Origin of the sequence: Pseudomonas sp. Ps21-P2, assembly GCF_039672565.1 — a bacterium.
GTDB lineage: Bacteria > Pseudomonadota > Gammaproteobacteria > Pseudomonadales > Pseudomonadaceae > Aquipseudomonas.
The window spans coordinates 12,111-28,053 of the sequence record NZ_JBDFPL010000004.1 but is presented as its reverse complement, the minus strand read 5'-3'; the positions used below and the strand labels follow the sequence as shown (position 1 = coordinate 28,053).

Genomic DNA, 15,943 nt, shown 5'->3' with positions numbered 1-15,943 from the left:
CCGAGTGATTGTTCCCACGCTCTGCGTGGGAACAATCATCGACCGGGCGGGGCTGTATCAGATCTCGGGGTGATGCAAAACCTGTGGGAGCGACCGGGGTGGCGCTCCACATTGCTCGCGAAAGCGGCAGGACGGGCGATTGGAGTAGCCTGAACTGACGCATTCGTGAGCAAGCTCACTCCCACATGGGCCTCTCGTTACTTCACCACCATCCCCACACCCCGCCCACGAGGATCGGACGCGGTTTCGACCTTCGTGCCGTCGATCTTGATCGCCTGCACATTGCCCATCGACCAACCCTGGTCCTTCAGCGTGTAACCCATGGCCGTCAGCTCGTCAGCCACCGGTGCGGCCAGCGGTGCAAATTTCTCGGTGTAGATCGTGTCTTTCGGCAGCAACTGGTGATGAACCCGCTGCGCGGCAACCGCGTCTTTCAGCGGCATGTGGAAGTCATAGAGGTTGTTCAGCACCTGAAACACCGTGGTGAAAATCCGTGAGCCGCCCGGCGTGCCCAGCACCAGCGTGACCGCACCATCGCGGGTGACCAGGCTCGGGCTCATCGACGACAACATGCGCTTGCCGGGCTGAATGGCATTGGCATCTCCGCCGACCACGCCGAACGCATTGGCCACGCCGGGCTTGGAGCTGAAATCATCCATCTCGTCGTTCAGCAAAAAGCCTGCGCCCTTCACCACCACGCCGCTGCCGTAATCCCAGTTCAGGGTGTAGGTGTTGCTGACCGCGTTGCCCTTGGCATCGACGATGGAGAAGTGCGTGGTCTGGTGGGATTCAAGCCCGGCCTTTACGTTTTCCGTGGGCGAAATCGCTGTCGGGTTGACCTCATGCGCGCGCTTGGCCAGGTAGGCGTTATCGGTCAGCTGATTCACCGGCGCCACGGAAAAGTCCGGATCGCCCAGGTAGTTGGCGCGATCGGCGAACACACGTTTTTCAATTTCAGCGAGCAGATGGATATAGCGCGCCGAGTTGAGCGGCACGTCTTTGAAGTCATCGGCAAGCAGCTGCTTCATGCCGATCAATTGCGCCAGCGCGATGCCGCCGGAACTGGGCAGCGGCGCGGTATAAAGCGTGTTGCCGTTGAAGTTCACGTGCAGCGGCTTGCGCCAGACCGCCTTGTAATCCTGCAGGTCCTCTTTGGTGATCAGTCCGTTGTCGTGCTGCATCTGCGCCACCAGCAGCTCGGCCGTCTGGCCCTGATAAAACTCGTTGGCGCCTTTGTTGGCGATGCGTTCCAGGGTCTTAGCCAGCTCCGGCTGACGGAAGGTCTCCCCGGTCTTCATGTCGCCGAAGTAATCCGCAAAATTGGTTTTGCCGTTGAGCTGTTTGATGGCTTCGGCGCCGTACATGTACTGCTTGTCGGCGACCTTGAAGCCGTTTTTGGCGTAACCAATGGCCGGCGTCAGCAGCTCGGCCCACGGCAGCTTGCCGAATTTCTGATGGGCTTCCCACAGCCCCATTACCGTGCCGGGCACGCCCGAGGCACGTGCGCCCACCAGACTCATGCCCGGGATGACCTCGCCCTTGTCGTCCAGGTACATGTTGCGCGTAGCGGCTTTCGGCGCGGTTTCGCGGTAGTCGAGAAAATACGGCCGACCGTTCATGAACAGGGTCATGAAGCCACCGCCGCCGATGTTGCCCGCTTCGGGGTAAGTGACCGCCAGGGTGAAGGCCGTGGCGACAGCGGCATCGACGGCGTTGCCGCCCTTTTTCAGAATCTGCGCAGCGACCTGAGCACCGTATTGGTCCGGGGCCGCAACGGCGCCGCCTTCCAGCACCACGGCATACACTGGCGAACTCGCGGCGAAGATCACCGACAGGGCAAGGGTTTTCAGGGTCACTGCACGCATGGGGCTTCCTTGATGGCAAATGCGACAGCTTGGAACTGATGGGCTGTCTGGAGGCTGAAGAGACTAACGGTCCGGCTGCACATTAATGATGAAACTTGGCGCAAACGCAAACGGCCAAGCGCCTAAACCGGGGCACGTTCAGGTTCATCCCGAACGGGAAACACCACCGCCCTCTCCCGCCGCAGATTGAGCGCCAACACGCTCGCCAGCACCACAATCGACCCGACGATCACCCGCTGTGAAGGCAACTCGCCCAGCATCACCGACGCAATGGCGATGGCCATAGGCGGCGTCAGGTACAAACTCATCGAGGCGCGGCTGACGTCCATGTGCTTCAAGACATACGCCCAGGCCAGATACGCCAGCGCGCTGGGGAACAGCCCCAACACACCAACGGCCACATTGACCCGCAGCGGCGCGTTGACGATTTCGCCAATGAGCCCCGGCAGGTAAACCAGCAGGAACACCGTGCCGGCCCAGACCGTGTAACAGACCATGGTCAGGCCGTCGTACCGGTGGCTGTGACGCTTCTGCAATGAGAAATAAATGCTCCAGGAAAACGCCGCCACCAGGATCAGCAGCCCGCGGGCGTCCATGTGGCCAATGCCGCGATCACCGGTGACAACAATCGCGGCGCCCACCAGCCCGAGCGCCACACAGCCCCAACGCCAGGCGCTGACCCGCTCCTTGAACACGAAATGCGCCAGCAGCGCGGTGAACAGGGGCGTCGACTGAACCAGCACGCTCGACGCCCCGGCAGTCACGCCGGCCTGGCCGAAGTTGAGGGCGATGTGATGCAGGCTGACGGCGAAGAAACCCAGCACCGCGAGCAACGGCAGATCTTTCAGGCGCGGTAACGCGATGCGTTGCGATGAGGCGATTAACAGCATGAACACCGACGCGATCAGAAAGCGCAGCAGCGCCAGATGCCCCGGCTCATAGGCCTGCAAACCGATGCGAATGCCGGTCGGCGAGAAGCCCCAGCAAGCAACCACGAAAAAAGTGGCAAGGGCGACTTTCACCCCTTGCCAAGGCACTGCAGCACTAACCGTCGTCTCCGACTTGCAAACGGGTTCAGCCACCACGCTCATCTCGATACTCCTGCCGACAAGCACGGCGCTTGCCCATGGCTGCGAGTATCGAAACAACCTATGCTCACCACAACCGAACAATAATGACTCAACCCCTCACTTTTGGTGATGAATGGAACTGGCCCAGATTCGCATGTTCAAGACTGTCGTCGACACCGGCAGCATTGCCCGCGCGGCGGAGGTCTTGCATTGCGTGCCATCGAACATCACCGCACGGATCAAGGCGCTTGAAACAGAGCTTGGCACCGAGCTGTTCTACCGTCAGGGTCGCGGTTTGCGCATCAGTGCGGCGGGAGAAATCTTTCTCACCTACGCCGGCAAGATGCTGAGCCTGGCCGACGAAGCCAAACGCGTGGTGCACCCGGACGCCGCGCCATCCGGGCCGTTGCGCATCGGCGCCATCGAATCTTCGGCCACGGCGCGGCTGCCGCGACTGCTGGCGCGCTTTCATGCGCGTTATCCGCAGGTGTCGCTGGAGCTGACCACTGGCACCGGCACGCAACTGCTCGACGCGACGCTCAACCAGAAGCTCGACGGCGCCATTGTCGCCATCGATGTCAAACGCCCACGGCTCAAGCGCACGTCGATGTACCGGGAGGATCTGGTGCTGATTGCCGCCGAGTCGTTGGGGCCGATTCGCAGCGCGGCGGATCTGCAGGGCAAATCGATTTTCATGTGGCCCGAAGGCTGCCCTTATCGCGCGGCGCTGGAGCGCTGGTTGCAGAGCGACGGCCAGACTCAGCCCATCGTCAGCATCGCCAATTACGGCACCATCGTCGGTTGCGTCAGCGCCGGGGCCGGGGTGGCGCTGGTGCCCAAAGGGGTTTACGAGCAGTACCGCAAAGGCTCGGGCTGGGTCGGTTATGAATTCCCTGAACTGACCTCCATCGACAACCTGTTTTACTGGCACGAGAGCGCCGAGCATCACCCGGCGCGGGAGGCGTTTGTGCAGATGTTACGGGCGGAATTCAGCGGGGTGGGCGAGGCGTGACGCGTCAGGCGGCGTACGCCGCCAGTTTCTCCTGAATGAAATCCAGAAAGCACTGAATCCGCAACGCCAGCTGCGAGTTGCGGTAGTAAACGGCGTGGATCGGCTGTCGATAGCCGCTGTTGGCCTGGGGCAGGATGACATTAAGGCGGCCCTGGCGGATGTCTTCGTGGGTCATGAAGTGCGACAGGCACACAATGCCCTCACCCGCCAACGCCAACTGGCGCAACGTCTCGCCGCTGGAGGCCGAAACCGTCGGCTGGATGAACAGCCGATCCCCGTCCGCGTGGCGCAACGGCCAGTGATTGAGGGTATCGGTCTGGGTGAAGCCGAGCAGGGAATGCTCGCTCAGCGCTGCAACGGTTTTCGGCGTGCCGTACTTTTCGAGGTATTCAGGGCTGGCCAGGATGTTCAGCGGGCTGCTGCCAAGAGGCCGGGCATGCAGGGTGGAATCAGCCAGCACGCCAATACGGATCGCCACATCGGTGCTCTGTTCCAGCAGATCGATGATCAGATCGTTGCTGTTCAGCTCCAGCTGGATGTCCGGGTACAGCGCGCGAAACTCGGCGACGTACGGGACGATGGAATGCAGCATGAAGGGCGACGCCGCGTTGATCCGCAAACGGCCGGAGGGCGTCTGCTGTCGCACCGACATGCGCTCTTCCAGCTCTTCCATCTGATCCAGAATCTGCCTGGCCCGCTCAAGGAAATACTTGCCCTCCTCGGTCAGGTCCATGCGCCGCGTGGTGCGATTGATCAACGTCGTGCCCAGCTTGCCTTCGAGTCGCGACAGCGTGCGGCTGATTGCCGAAGGCGTCTGCCCGACCTGCTCGGCCGCAGCTGAAATCGAGCCGCTTTCGATCACCGTCACAAACACCTGCAACTCATCCGACCTGGCTTTCACTGTTGTCTCCCGCTCACAAGAGACTGGATATTAGCGTGCTTGCTGGCAAGAGCGGCAAGCGGCAGGCATTGAGCTTTAAGCTTGCCGCTTGAAGCTTGTAGCTCGCTCCTCCCCCTCAGATCCCGAACACCGAGGCCAGATGCGCCTCGTACCGCTTCACGTCTGCTTCCACATTCGGCATCTTCATCACGTCCACCGCCAGGAAGGTCGGCAGGCCGGTCATGCCCAAGAATTGGTTGGCCTTGTGGAAGGGGAAGTACACGGCATCCACGCCCTTGGCTTCGAAGAAGTCGGCCGGGTCGTCGAACGCTTGCTGCGGCGCATTCCAGGTGGCCGAAATCATGTATTGCTTGCCGTGCAGCAAGCCGCCGCTGCCATAACGCTGGGAGGCATCGGAACGGGTGCGACCGTCGTTGGCGTACAGGCTGCCGTGACCTTCGGTGAACACTTCGTCGATGTACTTTTTCACCGTCCACGGCGCCCCCATCCACCAGCCCGGCATCTGCCAGATAATCACGTCAGCCCAGAGAAACTTCTGCACTTCTTCGGCCACGTCGTAGCCGCCGTCGATGAAGGTCTGTCGTACTTCAAAACCGGCACGGTCCAGCAGCGCCAGGCCGGCTTCATGCAGCGTGGTGTTGTAGCGGCCGTCGGAATGCGCGAATTGTTTGCCGCCGTTGAGAAACAGTACTTTTTTCATATCAAGCCTCGTCCGTCGTCAATGCAGCCCGCGGTTCAGCGTTACTGGATTGAGGGTCTTCAATTGGAATGGACGGCAGAATATCTGGCAGACGAGGCGGGAATAAGCCGCAGAGGGGCAAAATACATTTGCGCCTGAATCACGAGTCAGGCGGCTATTGATGAATTTATGTTGATAGAACGGCAGCGTGAATCCGAACCGAACGCCGCGTAATCAGCCCGCGATCATCAGATGCGCGCCCAGCAGGGCCATGCCGATAAAGAACATCCGCTTGAACACCAGCGCGCTGATCCGTTGACGCAGCCACTGACCGAACATCATCCCGAGCAACGCGGGAATCAGTGCCAGCAACGAGGCGCCCATTTCGGCGCTGCCCACTGCGCCGTTCCAGAACAGACCAACGCCCAGTGCCAGGGTCGAGACGGTGAACGACAAACCCAGCGCCTGCACCAGTTCATTACGATCCAGCCCCAGGCCCTGAATGTAAGGCACCGCTGGAATGACGAAGACGCCGGTGGCCGAGGTGACCAGGCCGGTGATGAATCCGCACAACGGCCCGAGCCAGCGCTCGGCCGTGGGCGGAACCTTGAGCGTCGGTAGAAACAGGCCACACAGCGCGTAAACGAAAAGCGCGCCGCCCAGTGCCCTCGCCATGCCGTGCCCGTTGCCGAGGCCCAGCGCGTATGAGCCGAGCAGCGTGCCAATGACGATCATCAACAGCAGCGGCCACAAACGCGTGCACAGTCCTCGCAGATGCCCGCCGGTTGCCAGCTGCCAGAGGTTGGTCAGCGTCGAGGGGATCAGCAGCAACGCCGCCGCCTGGGTCGGCAGCATCATCACGCCCAGCAGCCCCATCGCGACCGTCGGCAGGCCCATGCCTATCACGCCCTTGACCGTCCCCGCCAGCAAAAATGTCAGCAGCACCAGCACTGACAAGGTCCAGCCGAGGTGTTGATGGAGCGATAGAAAATCAGTCATGGGCGCATCCTGCGAAAGGTCGACGACGGGAAACAGCGAGCGTGGTGATCGGCGCCACTTCACCACATTCCGGCACCTGCGGTAACGAAAAAAAGTCTGCACCACGCTTCTGATCAGCAGGCCGAATCAAGCAGCTTTCCATTTCTGCCAACCCGACTTGCCATTTGTAACATTTCACCGGCAGCCGGTTTTTCCTAGGATCCCCTGACGTCGCCGACGCCTGGCTCGCCAGCAATCACGTGTTTGAGGGGGAATGCATATGTCTGATGCAACTGAGCGTCTGTGGGGCGCGCGCTTTAAATCAGCGCCAGCCGAAGCGATGGCCAACCTGTCACGCTCGCCCGCCGTCTATTTCCGCATGACGCCTTATGACGTGGCAGGCTCCAAGGCCCACGCCCACGAGCTTGAGCGCGCCGGTTTGCTGGACGCCGACGAAACCCGCCGCATCACCGACGCGCTGCAATCGATTGACGAGGATTTTGCCGCCGGCACGATTCAGCCCATTCCCGCCGACGAGGACGTGCACACCTTCATCGAGCGCCTGCTTACCGAACGCCTTGGCGCACTGGGCGGGAAGCTTCGCGCCGGGCGGTCGCGCAACGATCAGACAGCCAATGACATGCGGCTGTTTTTGCGTGACCGGATTCGCGTGCTGACCCTGTCGATTCTGGATCTGCAGCAGGCCTTGGTCGGTCAGGCCGAAGCGCATATCGAGACCATTGCGCCGGGTTTCACTCACTTGCAACAAGCGCAGCCAATCGTGTTCGGTCATCACTTGATGGCCCACGCCCAGGCAATTCATCGTGACATCCAGCGCCTGCAGGATTGGGATGAGCGCTTCAATCTGTCGCCCCTCGGCGCCGCCGCCATGGCCGGTTCCGCCATCGCCCGCGACCCGCAACGTTCGGCGGCGGAAATGGGCTACGCCGGGCCGTGTGAGAACTCCATCGACGCCGTCGCCAGCCGCGATCACGTGGCCGAGTTTCTGTTCTGCGCGAGCATGCTGGGGATCAATATTTCGCGCATGGCCGAGGAGTTCTGCATCTGGACATCGCGGCAGTTTCGCTGGGTCGAGCTGGATGATGCCTACGCTACTGGCAGCTCGATCATGCCGCAGAAGAAGAACCCGGACATCGCCGAACTGGCCCGGGGTAAATCCGGCCGGTTGATCGGTTCGCTGACGGCGATTCTGTCGGTGCTCAAGGCGCAGCCGCTGTCGTACAACCGGGATTTGAGCGAAGACAAGCACGCCATCTTCGACGCTTTGGACACGCTGAATCTGGTGCTGCCCGCCTTCGCCGGCATGGTTCGAACCATGAAGGTGCGCAAGGACGAATTGCTGCGGCAGGCACCTTTGGGGTTCACCCTGGCGACGGAAATCGCCGACTGGCTGGCCGTTCGCGGTGTGCCGTTCAAGGAAGCCCACGAGATCACCGGGCAACTGGTGCAGCTGTGTGAGGCCCAGGACATCGGGCTGCCGGAGCTGACGCCAAAGATGCTCGCCGACACCGATCCGCGCCTGACGCCGGAGGTGTTGGAGAGCCTGACGCTTGAAGCTGCACTGGCGGCGCGCAGCGGCTGGGGCGGAACGTCGCCGGTGCGAGTGGCCGAACAGATCGCGCGGTTTAAACAGCACTTGGTGGCGCAAGAGCAGTGGGCCAAGGATTACAGCGGCCCGCGGGGTTAGTTCTCGGTGGGACTCCGTGCATTTAGTAGGACCGCGTGCACATTGTAGGACCGGCTTTAGCCGGGAAGGCATCGGATGTCACGCCGCGAAAATGCGGGTGTTCGAGCTGGCCTCTTCCCGGCTAAAGCCAGTCCCACTGACTGACCGCGCGCACATTGTGGGACCGGCTTTAGCCGGGAAGAGGCCGGGGCGTGCACCCTCAGTTTTCCTTCTTGATGTAACCCTGAACCACCGCCGAGAAATCCTTGCCGCCATCACCGCGCAGACTCATCGCCTGATACAGCTGCTGCGCCAGCGCGCCCATGATCACGGGTTGGCGTGCGGCTTTGGCGGCTTCGGTTGCCAGGCCCAGGTCCTTGAGCATCAGCTCTGCGCCAAACCCTCCGGTGTAGCCGCGCGACGCCGGGGCGGTTTCCACGACGCCGGGCCACGGGTTGTACATTTCCGAGCTCCAGCAGCGCCCGGTCGAGCTGTTGATAATGGTCGCCAGCACGCCGGTGTCGATGCCCAGGCTATTACCCAGCGCCATGGCTTCTGCCACACCGATCATGGAAATGCCCAAGAGCATGTTGTTGCAGATCTTGGCGATCTGCCCGGTGCCGACATCGCCGCAATGAACGATGTTGCGGCCCATCTGCGCGAGGATCGGCTTGAGCACCGTGAAGTGCTCAAGACTGGCGCCGACCATGAACGTCAACGTCCCGGCCTGCGCGCCGCCCGTGCCGCCCGACACCGGCGCATCGCCGACCACCACACCTTGTTTCGCCGCTGCGGCCGCCACATCGCGAATGGTCTGTGGATCGATGGTGCTGCAGTCCACCGCCGGCACCCCTGCGCTGATGCCAGCCAATACGCCGTCTTCATTCAGATAAACCGCGCGAACGTGAGCGGCTGCCGGGAGCATGGTGATGACGAGGTCGGCACCCTGAGCAGCATGTTTGGGCGACTCACTGATGCGGCTGCCCAATTCGGCTAGCTCGGCCAGCACCTGTTGGTTCAGGTCGAACAAATGCAGCTGATGCCCGGCACGGATCAAGTTCCGCGCCATCGGCACCCCCATATTGCCCAGGCCGATGAATGCGATTTTCATGGTCGTTCTCCTTGTTCAGTTCCAGTTCCACAGGCGACGCAAGCCCTTGTGGGAGCGAGCTTGCTCGCGAAGCGATCGTTCAGATGGCACAGCGCTGAATGACGCAACATGATCGCGAGCAGGCCAAGGCCCGCTTAAAGCGCGTCGCACTCAACGCAAATTGATCGTCGTGTTCACCCCGTCATTCACGCTGTCGTCATCGAACCAGCGGCTGGTGACGGTCTTGGTCTGAGTGTAGAACTGCACCACCTGCTTGCCGTACGGCCCCAGATCTCCCAGCTTCGAACCGCGCGAACCGGTGAAGCTGAAGAACGGCACCGGCACGGGAATCGGGATATTGATGCCGACCTGACCCACATCGATTTCACTCTGGAATTTGCGCGCCGCCGCACCGCTCTGGGTGAACAGCCCGACGCCGTTGCCGAACGGGTTGGCGTTGACCAGCGCAATGGCCTGATCCAGCGTGTCGACTTCCAGCACCACGAGCACCGGCCCGAAGATTTCCTGAGTGTAGATCTGCATCTCGGTGGTCACGCCCGTGAACAGCGTCGGCCCGACGAAGTTGCCCTCCTCAAAACCCGCCACCGTGATGCCCCGCCCGTCCAGCTCAAGGGTGGCCCCTTCCTGAACGCCGCTCTCGATCAGATCAAGAATCCGCTGTTTCGCGCGCCTGGAAATCACCGGCCCGACATCGGTGCCCGCCTCGCCGCCCGCGTTCACCTTGAGCTTCTGCGCCAGCGCCTTCAGATCGGGGATCCACTGCTTCGCCGCGCCAACCATCACCACTGCCGACGTCGCCATGCAGCGCTGACCCGCCGCACCAAAACCGGCGCCGACCAGTGCGTTGAGGGTCTGCTCGCGATTGGCATCCGGCAGCACAACGGCATGGTTCTTCGCGCCCATCATCGACTGCACGCGCTTGCCGTGTTTGCCGGCCAGGTCGTAAACGTGAGTGCCCACTGCCGTCGAGCCGACGAAGGAAACCGCCTTGATGTCCTTGTGGGTGCAGATCCCGTTGACCACCTCTTTGCCGCCATGCACGACATTGAGCACGCCTGCCGGCACACCCGCTTCGACGGCCAGCTCCACCAACAGCATGGTCGACATCGGGTCCTGCTCGGACGGTTTCAGCACGAAGGTGTTGCCGCAGGCAATGGCCATGGGGAACATCCACAGCGGAATCATCGCCGGGAAGTTGAACGGCGTGATGCCTGCGCAGACGCCGATGGGCTGACGCAGGGTGTAGGTGTCGACGCCGCCGGCGACGTTTTCAGCGAATTCGCCCATCTGCAGCGTGCCGATGGAGCATGCGTGCTCGACCACTTCCAGGCCGCGGAAGATATCGCCCTCGGCGTCCGCAATCGTCTTGCCCTGTTCGGCGCTGAGCACCACGGCGATGCGTTTGGAGTGTTCCCGGATTAACGCCTGCAGCTTGAGCATGATGCGCATACGGGCGCCAATCGGCGTGTGCCGCCAGGTGGTGAATGCCTTCTGCGCAGCGGCGACGGCGGCATCGACCTCAGCGGCCGTGGCGAACGGCACGTGGGCCAGCACTTCTTGGGTGGCGGGGTTGACCACGTCGAGCCACTCGGTGGTTTGCGACTCAACCCATTCGCCGCCGACCAGCAGCTTCACGCGGGCCACGCTGGTGTTGTTTTTGTTCAGTGACACGTTCATTGCCATTGCTCCATTCAAGGCAGCGCGCCGGCGTGGGCGCGCTGAAAAAAAGTCGATTCAGGCTGCGCGATGGCGAGGCGGATCGCGCTTCATCAGCGCGGTGCAGACCAATGCCACCAGCGCCATGCCGATCAGGTAGACGATCACGTAGTGCGGACTGCCGCCGCCCATGGCCAGTAATTGCGTGGCGATCATCGGGGCAAATCCGCCGCCCAACACGCCCGCCAACTGCACCGAGACAGAGATGCCGCTGTAGCGAATTTCCGCCGGGAACTGGCGAGCAAATAACAGGGATTCCGGCGCGTACAGGATCGGGAACACCACGCCCACCGCCAGCACCATCGCCCACCACACCATCTGCGGTTCGCGGGTGCCGAGCATGGCGAAGAACGGATAGACGAAGGCGCAGAGCAGCAAAAGCCCGGCGAAATACAGACGTTTCTGACCGACCTTGTCGGACAGGTGCCCACACAGCGGCATCGTCACAAGAGAAAGCGCAGCGCCAGCGGTGATCGCGCTCAGCACGTCGGCACGGGGGATGAGTAACTGGTTGGCGGCGTACGCCAGGGCGAAGGTCACCGACATGTAAAACCAGGCGTTCTCAGCGGTGCGCGCGCCGATGATGGTCAGGGTTTCTCTAGGGTGCTCGCGGAACACGTTGAACAGCGGCACCTTGACGGCGATGTTGTCTTTTTTCAGCTTCTCGAAATCGGGCGACTCCGGGACTTTCAAGCGAATCAGCCAGCCCACGCCCAGCAGCACAACGCTGGCCAGAAACGGAATCCGCCAGCCCCAACTGAGCATGTCGGCTTCCGGCAATTTGGCGACCATGCCCATGGCCAGCGAGGCCAGCACCAGCCCTGCGCCAACACCGGTTTGCGGCAGGCTGCCGTAGAAACCTTTGCGGCCCTCGGGCGCATGTTCAACGGCCATCAACACTGCCCCGCCCCATTCGCCGCCGACTGCCATGCCCTGTAAGAAACGCATTGCGACGAGCAACACCGCGGCCCAATAGCCGATCTGTTCGTAGGTCGGGATCAGGCCGATGATGATGGTCGGAATGCCCATGAGCATCAGGGTGAACAGGAGCATGGACTTGCGCCCGATCTTGTCGCCGAAATGGCCGAACACGATGCCGCCCAGTGGCCGGCCGAGAAAGCCCACGGCGTAGGTGGCAAACGCCGCCAGCACACCAATGATCGGGTCCAGTGCAGGGAAGAAGATCTTGTTGAAGATCAGTGCGGCAGCGGTGCCGTAGAGGAAAAAGTCGTACCACTCGATGGTCGTGCCAGCCATGCTCGCCGCGCCGGCAAGCCGGTAGGATCGAGCGTTTTTTACGGGGCCGGCATCGAGTGCGCCAGCGTCCGCCGTAATAGCGTTCTTCATAAACTCCTCCGCTTATTTATTGTTGTGCAGGGTGTTATGGCATGTGGGATGGGGCGGTTTGTCGGGGCGTTACCTCGTTGGTTTCAGCTGCTGCAACAGGCGTTGACGGACAGGTTGGATCCGGCCGCGCTTCGGAGTATAGATGTGCAAACTTCTAATAAGAACGCACATAAAAGCAGGTTCAACATGCAAAAAAACATCACGTCCCTGAGCGCGCTGAACTGGGATGACCTGAAGTTTTTTCTCGAAGTGGCGCGCACGCGCAAGGCCAGTTCCGCGGCCAAACGCCTTGCGGTGGACTACACAACGGTGTCGCGCCGGATCAGCTCGCTGGAGACTTCACTGGGCACGTTGCTGTTCGAAAAATCCCGCAACAACGGCTTCATCCTCACGGCGGAAGGCCAGCGATTGCTCGGCGCGGCAGAGTCCATCGAAAGCACGCTGCACATTGCCTGCGAGCAGGTTTCCGGCTCCGGCGTCGCGTTGTCGGGGCACGTGCGCATGGGCTGCACCGAAGGCTTCGGCAGCTTCTTCACCACCCCGCAACTCAGTCACTTCACCGACACGTACCCGGCCATTTCGGTGGACATCCTGCCGCTTCCGCACTTCATCAGCCTGTCCAAGCGCGAGGCCGATATCGTCATCGCGCTGGAGCGTCCGGAACACGGGCCTTACGTGTGCTGCAAGCTGTGCGACTACAGCCTGAGGCTCTACGCCACTCAGGAGTATCTCGACAACCACGCGCCGATCCGCAAGACCGAAGACCTCGCCGACCATCCGTTCATCAGCTATGTCGACGACCTGGCCTTCAGCTCGGAATTGCTCTACCTCAGCAACCTCCTCCCCGGCGCCCACGCCACCCTGCGCAGCACCAGCGTCATCGCCCAATACGTCGCCGCGTTGCAGGGACGAGCGCTGGCGATCCTGCCGTGCTTTCTGGCGGCACAGGATGCTCGGCTGTTGCCGGTGCTGGAAAGTGAGGTGGATATCACGCGGCAGTTCTGGATGTATTGCCGGGAGGATTTGAGGAAGCTCAAGCGGATTACGTTGTTGTGGGATTACATCCGTGATGCTACCGAGCGCAATCAGGGGTTTCTGCTGGGCAAGACGGAACGGATGACGTTTGTGGATTGAACGAAAAGTCGGCTGCAGGTAGGGGTAGCGCCCAACTTGCCTGCGGATGAAACGCGATCCTGTGGGAGTGAGCTTGCTCACGAATGCGGCAGATCAGGCGCTGAATATGCGATGGATGCCCGTCCGTCTTCGCGAGCAAGGTGGAGCGCCACCCCGGTCACTCCCACATGACCGTCGCATGCCTGAAGTCTGGGTCTACCTCGCCCCTTCCGAACATAGTTCAGAAATCTCTGAACTATGCATTTGAGCTTTCCTATTCTTCCCGTTCATCGGCCGAATCTAAGATCGGCCGCAATAAAGGAGCCCGTCCAGTAGAGACACGGCCCGAAGATTGCCTTTTCTGATGTGACTGCCGCTGTACCCGTCTCGGCCTGTGCCGTGGCGAAGCCCTGTCTCGGGTCACACGTCAGCCGCTTGCTGCAATCTTTGAGGACGCTCGATGAAACTGGAAATCTTCCGCACGCTCTGGGGGTATCGCGCCAGCAAGGCCCAGGCGCTGGATGAGCTGCTGGAAGCCGGATTCGACGGCATGGAAGCACGCCTGCCACTGACGCCTGTCGAGCGTGCGGAATTCGGTGCCTTCCTGCGCGCCAATCACGTGCCTTACATCGCCACCGTTCTCACCGCCTACGACGTCCTCCCGGAACAATCAGCGACCACCGCGGAACACCTCACCGATCTGGAACAGAAGCTCGCCTGGTCAACCGAACTGGCGCCGCGCTTCGTCAACGTGCTGGCCGGCAACGACCGCTGGCAATTGCCGCAGCAGGTGGACTTCTTCGGTCGGGCACTGGAGGTGGCGCGCAAGCACGGGCAGACCGTCACTTTCGAAACCCATCGCGCCCGCTCGCTGTTCAATCCGTGGGTCACCCTTGAGCTGATCCGCCAACTGCCCGATCTACGCTTCACCAGCGACATCAGCCACTGGATCGTCACTTGCGAGCGTTTGCTCGACGACCCGGAAGACGACCTCAGCGCGTTTGTCGAGCGCGTTCATCACATTCAGGCTCGGGTCGGCTACGACCAGGGTCCGCAAGTCTCGCATCCCGCTGCCCCCGAGTACGCCCGAGAGCTGGCTTTCCATCAGCAGCACTGGGAAGCCGTGTGGACATCCCAGCAGGCCCGCGGTTATCAGGTCAGCACGATGACGCCTGAATTCGGCGCCGACGGCTATCTGCATCATCTGCCCTTCACCAATGTGCCGGTGGCCGATCTCTGGTCGCTGAACGTGGGGATGGGCCAGACCGAACGCGAACATTTCCAGCGCTTCACCCACACAACAAGCCGATAAGGAGCGTTTCGTCATGCCAGATCCGTCGCACACGGCAGCCCCGAAGGTCGCCAATTTCAGCAGCATCCCGGTGGTCGATATCGCGGGGTTGTTCAGCCCCGACATCGCACTGCGTCAGGCCGTCGCCGACGAACTGGGCAAGGCGGCGCGGGAAGTGGGCTTTCTGTACGTCAGGAATCACGGTATCGCGCCGTCTTTGATCGACGGTCTGCGTCAGGCGGCCAAGGACCTGTTCGCCCAATCCCTCGATTACAAAATGCAGCACTACATCGGCACTTCACGCAGCCACAAAGGCTTCGTGCCCGAAGGCGAAGAGGTGTATGCCAAGGGCAAGCCGGATCACAAAGAAGCCTTCGATATCGGTTTTGAGGTGGGCGACGAAGACCCGCTGGTGATCGCCAAAACCCCGCTGATCGGCGCTAACGAGTGGCCGCACCTGCCCGGCTTTCGCCCTGCGGTCGAAGCGTATTACGCGGCGGTATTTGCCCTGGGCCGCCGCCTGTTCGACGGCTTTGCGCTGGCGCTGGGCCTGGAGGAAGGCTACTTCGAGGCGATGGTCACCCGTCCGCCGTCGAAGCTGCGACTGATTCATTACCCGTTTGACGGCGCTGCTCAGGACGCGCCCGGAATTGGTGCGCACACCGATTACGAGTGCTTCACCATGCTGCTGGCCGACAAGCCCGGGCTGGAAGTGATGAACGACCTCGGGCAGTGGATCGACGCGCCCCCGGTGGAGGGCGCGTTTGTGGTCAACATCGGCGACATGCTGGAGGTCATGACCGCTGGTACGTTCGTTGCTACGGCTCATCGGGTACGCACGGTCAGCGAGGAGCGCTATTCGTTTCCGCTGTTCTTCGCCTGCGACTTCCACACCCAGATCAAACCCCTTCCGCAGTTCGACAAGGGCACTGCCGACTACGAAGAAATCACCATCGGCGAGCATATGTTCGGTCAGGCGTTGCAGACCTACCAATACCTGCGGCGCAAGGTCGAGAACGGCGAAATCAAGCTGTACGAAAAGGCGCGCAAGCCGTCGAGCTTCGGCCACCTGAAGAATCAGACACAGGACGTATCTTGATGCGATACGGCGCCCTGCCTCACCCGAATACCCAGCACACCCAGCCCTACCTTCCTGACGTGGAGTCACCGACG

13 protein-coding genes are annotated in these 15,943 nt (G+C 61.6%); 5 read left to right on the top strand and 8 right to left on the bottom strand.

Annotation, left to right across the window (positions count from 1 at the left end; translation table 11 throughout):
• Positions 1-197 precede the first annotated feature (197 nt).
• The gene (ggt, locus tag ABEH28_RS11120; protein WP_346625647.1) at positions 198-1,865 is read right to left on the bottom strand and encodes a gamma-glutamyltransferase; all 1,668 of its coding nucleotides are present in this window, start codon (positions 1,863-1,865) and stop codon (positions 198-200) included.
• A gap of 122 nt (positions 1,866-1,987) precedes the next feature.
• On the bottom strand, positions 1,988-2,956 hold the full coding sequence (locus ABEH28_RS11115; RefSeq protein WP_346629964.1) for a DMT family transporter: 969 nt from the start codon (positions 2,954-2,956) through the stop codon (positions 1,988-1,990).
• Between the two features lie 112 nt (positions 2,957-3,068).
• Between ABEH28_RS11115 and ABEH28_RS11110 the strand changes: the two genes are divergently transcribed.
• Positions 3,069-3,947 carry a LysR family transcriptional regulator gene (locus ABEH28_RS11110; protein WP_346629963.1) on the top strand — a complete coding sequence of 293 codons (879 nt, stop codon included), beginning with the start codon at positions 3,069-3,071 and terminating at the stop codon, positions 3,945-3,947.
• A gap of 4 nt (positions 3,948-3,951) precedes the next feature.
• Here the strand turns inward: ABEH28_RS11110 and ABEH28_RS11105 are convergent, their stop codons facing one another.
• The 3 genes from ABEH28_RS11105 to ABEH28_RS11095 form a co-directional block, all read right to left on the bottom strand.
• Entirely contained in the window at positions 3,952-4,848 is an 897-nt protein-coding gene (locus tag ABEH28_RS11105; RefSeq protein ID WP_346629962.1) for a LysR family transcriptional regulator, read from the bottom strand.
• Positions 4,849-4,963: 115 nt separating this feature from the next.
• Positions 4,964-5,548, bottom strand: coding sequence for an NAD(P)H-dependent oxidoreductase (locus ABEH28_RS11100; protein WP_282372873.1), 585 nt, complete (start codon positions 5,546-5,548; stop codon positions 4,964-4,966).
• 213 nt (positions 5,549-5,761) lie between these two features.
• A complete protein-coding gene (locus ABEH28_RS11095; protein WP_346629961.1) occupies positions 5,762-6,526 on the bottom strand; it encodes a sulfite exporter TauE/SafE family protein in 765 nt (254 codons plus the stop codon).
• Between the two features lie 259 nt (positions 6,527-6,785).
• Between ABEH28_RS11095 and argH the strand changes: the two genes are divergently transcribed.
• Positions 6,786-8,213 (top strand): argininosuccinate lyase, encoded by a 1,428-nt coding sequence (gene argH, locus ABEH28_RS11090; protein WP_346629960.1) that lies wholly within the window; start codon positions 6,786-6,788, stop codon positions 8,211-8,213.
• Between the two features lie 199 nt (positions 8,214-8,412).
• Here argH and mmsB read toward each other — a convergent pair whose 3' ends face one another.
• From mmsB to ABEH28_RS11075, 3 genes are all read right to left on the bottom strand, one after another.
• Entirely contained in the window at positions 8,413-9,303 is an 891-nt protein-coding gene (mmsB, locus tag ABEH28_RS11085) for a 3-hydroxyisobutyrate dehydrogenase (RefSeq protein ID WP_346629959.1), read from the bottom strand.
• 150 nt (positions 9,304-9,453) lie between these two features.
• On the bottom strand, positions 9,454-10,980 hold the full coding sequence (locus tag ABEH28_RS11080; protein ID WP_346629958.1) for a CoA-acylating methylmalonate-semialdehyde dehydrogenase: 1,527 nt from the start codon (positions 10,978-10,980) through the stop codon (positions 9,454-9,456).
• 57 nt (positions 10,981-11,037) lie between these two features.
• A complete protein-coding gene (locus ABEH28_RS11075) occupies positions 11,038-12,366 on the bottom strand; it encodes an MFS transporter (protein ID WP_346629957.1) in 1,329 nt (442 codons plus the stop codon).
• A gap of 186 nt (positions 12,367-12,552) precedes the next feature.
• Here ABEH28_RS11075 and ABEH28_RS11070 point away from each other — a divergent pair, with 186 nt between their 5' ends.
• The 3 genes from ABEH28_RS11070 to ABEH28_RS11060 all read left to right on the top strand — a co-directional run bounded on the left by ABEH28_RS11070 (position 12,553) and on the right by ABEH28_RS11060 (position 15,869).
• Entirely contained in the window at positions 12,553-13,500 is a 948-nt protein-coding gene (locus ABEH28_RS11070) for a LysR family transcriptional regulator (RefSeq protein WP_346629956.1), read from the top strand.
• Positions 13,501-13,939: 439 nt separating this feature from the next.
• Complete coding sequence (locus ABEH28_RS11065) at positions 13,940-14,791, top strand: TIM barrel protein (protein WP_346629955.1); 852 nt, start codon at positions 13,940-13,942, stop codon at positions 14,789-14,791.
• A gap of 13 nt (positions 14,792-14,804) precedes the next feature.
• Entirely contained in the window at positions 14,805-15,869 is a 1,065-nt protein-coding gene (locus ABEH28_RS11060) for a 2-oxoglutarate and iron-dependent oxygenase domain-containing protein (RefSeq protein WP_346629954.1), read from the top strand.
• Positions 15,870-15,943 lie beyond the last annotated feature (74 nt).

Excerpts from the sequence above, each read along its gene's own strand:
- ggt (WP_346625647.1), bottom strand. The coding sequence starts at position 1,865 with ATGCGTGCAGTGACCCTGAAAACCCTTGCCCTGTCGGTGATCTTCGCC.
- ABEH28_RS11115 (WP_346629964.1), bottom strand. The coding sequence starts at position 2,956 with ATGAGCGTGGTGGCTGAACCCGTTTGCAAGTCGGAGACGACGGTTAGT.
- ABEH28_RS11110 (WP_346629963.1), top strand. The coding sequence starts at position 3,069 with ATGGAACTGGCCCAGATTCGCATGTTCAAGACTGTCGTCGACACCGGC.
- ABEH28_RS11100 (WP_282372873.1), bottom strand. The coding sequence starts at position 5,548 with ATGAAAAAAGTACTGTTTCTCAACGGCGGCAAACAATTCGCGCATTCC.
- ABEH28_RS11095 (WP_346629961.1), bottom strand. The coding sequence starts at position 6,526 with ATGACTGATTTTCTATCGCTCCATCAACACCTCGGCTGGACCTTGTCA.
- argH (WP_346629960.1), top strand. The coding sequence starts at position 6,786 with ATGTCTGATGCAACTGAGCGTCTGTGGGGCGCGCGCTTTAAATCAGCG.
- mmsB (WP_346629959.1), bottom strand. The coding sequence starts at position 9,303 with ATGAAAATCGCATTCATCGGCCTGGGCAATATGGGGGTGCCGATGGCG.
- ABEH28_RS11080 (WP_346629958.1), bottom strand. The coding sequence starts at position 10,980 with ATGAACGTGTCACTGAACAAAAACAACACCAGCGTGGCCCGCGTGAAG.
- ABEH28_RS11075 (WP_346629957.1), bottom strand. The coding sequence starts at position 12,366 with ATGAAGAACGCTATTACGGCGGACGCTGGCGCACTCGATGCCGGCCCC.
- ABEH28_RS11070 (WP_346629956.1), top strand. The coding sequence starts at position 12,553 with ATGCAAAAAAACATCACGTCCCTGAGCGCGCTGAACTGGGATGACCTG.
- ABEH28_RS11065 (WP_346629955.1), top strand. The coding sequence starts at position 13,940 with ATGAAACTGGAAATCTTCCGCACGCTCTGGGGGTATCGCGCCAGCAAG.
- ABEH28_RS11060 (WP_346629954.1), top strand. The coding sequence starts at position 14,805 with ATGCCAGATCCGTCGCACACGGCAGCCCCGAAGGTCGCCAATTTCAGC.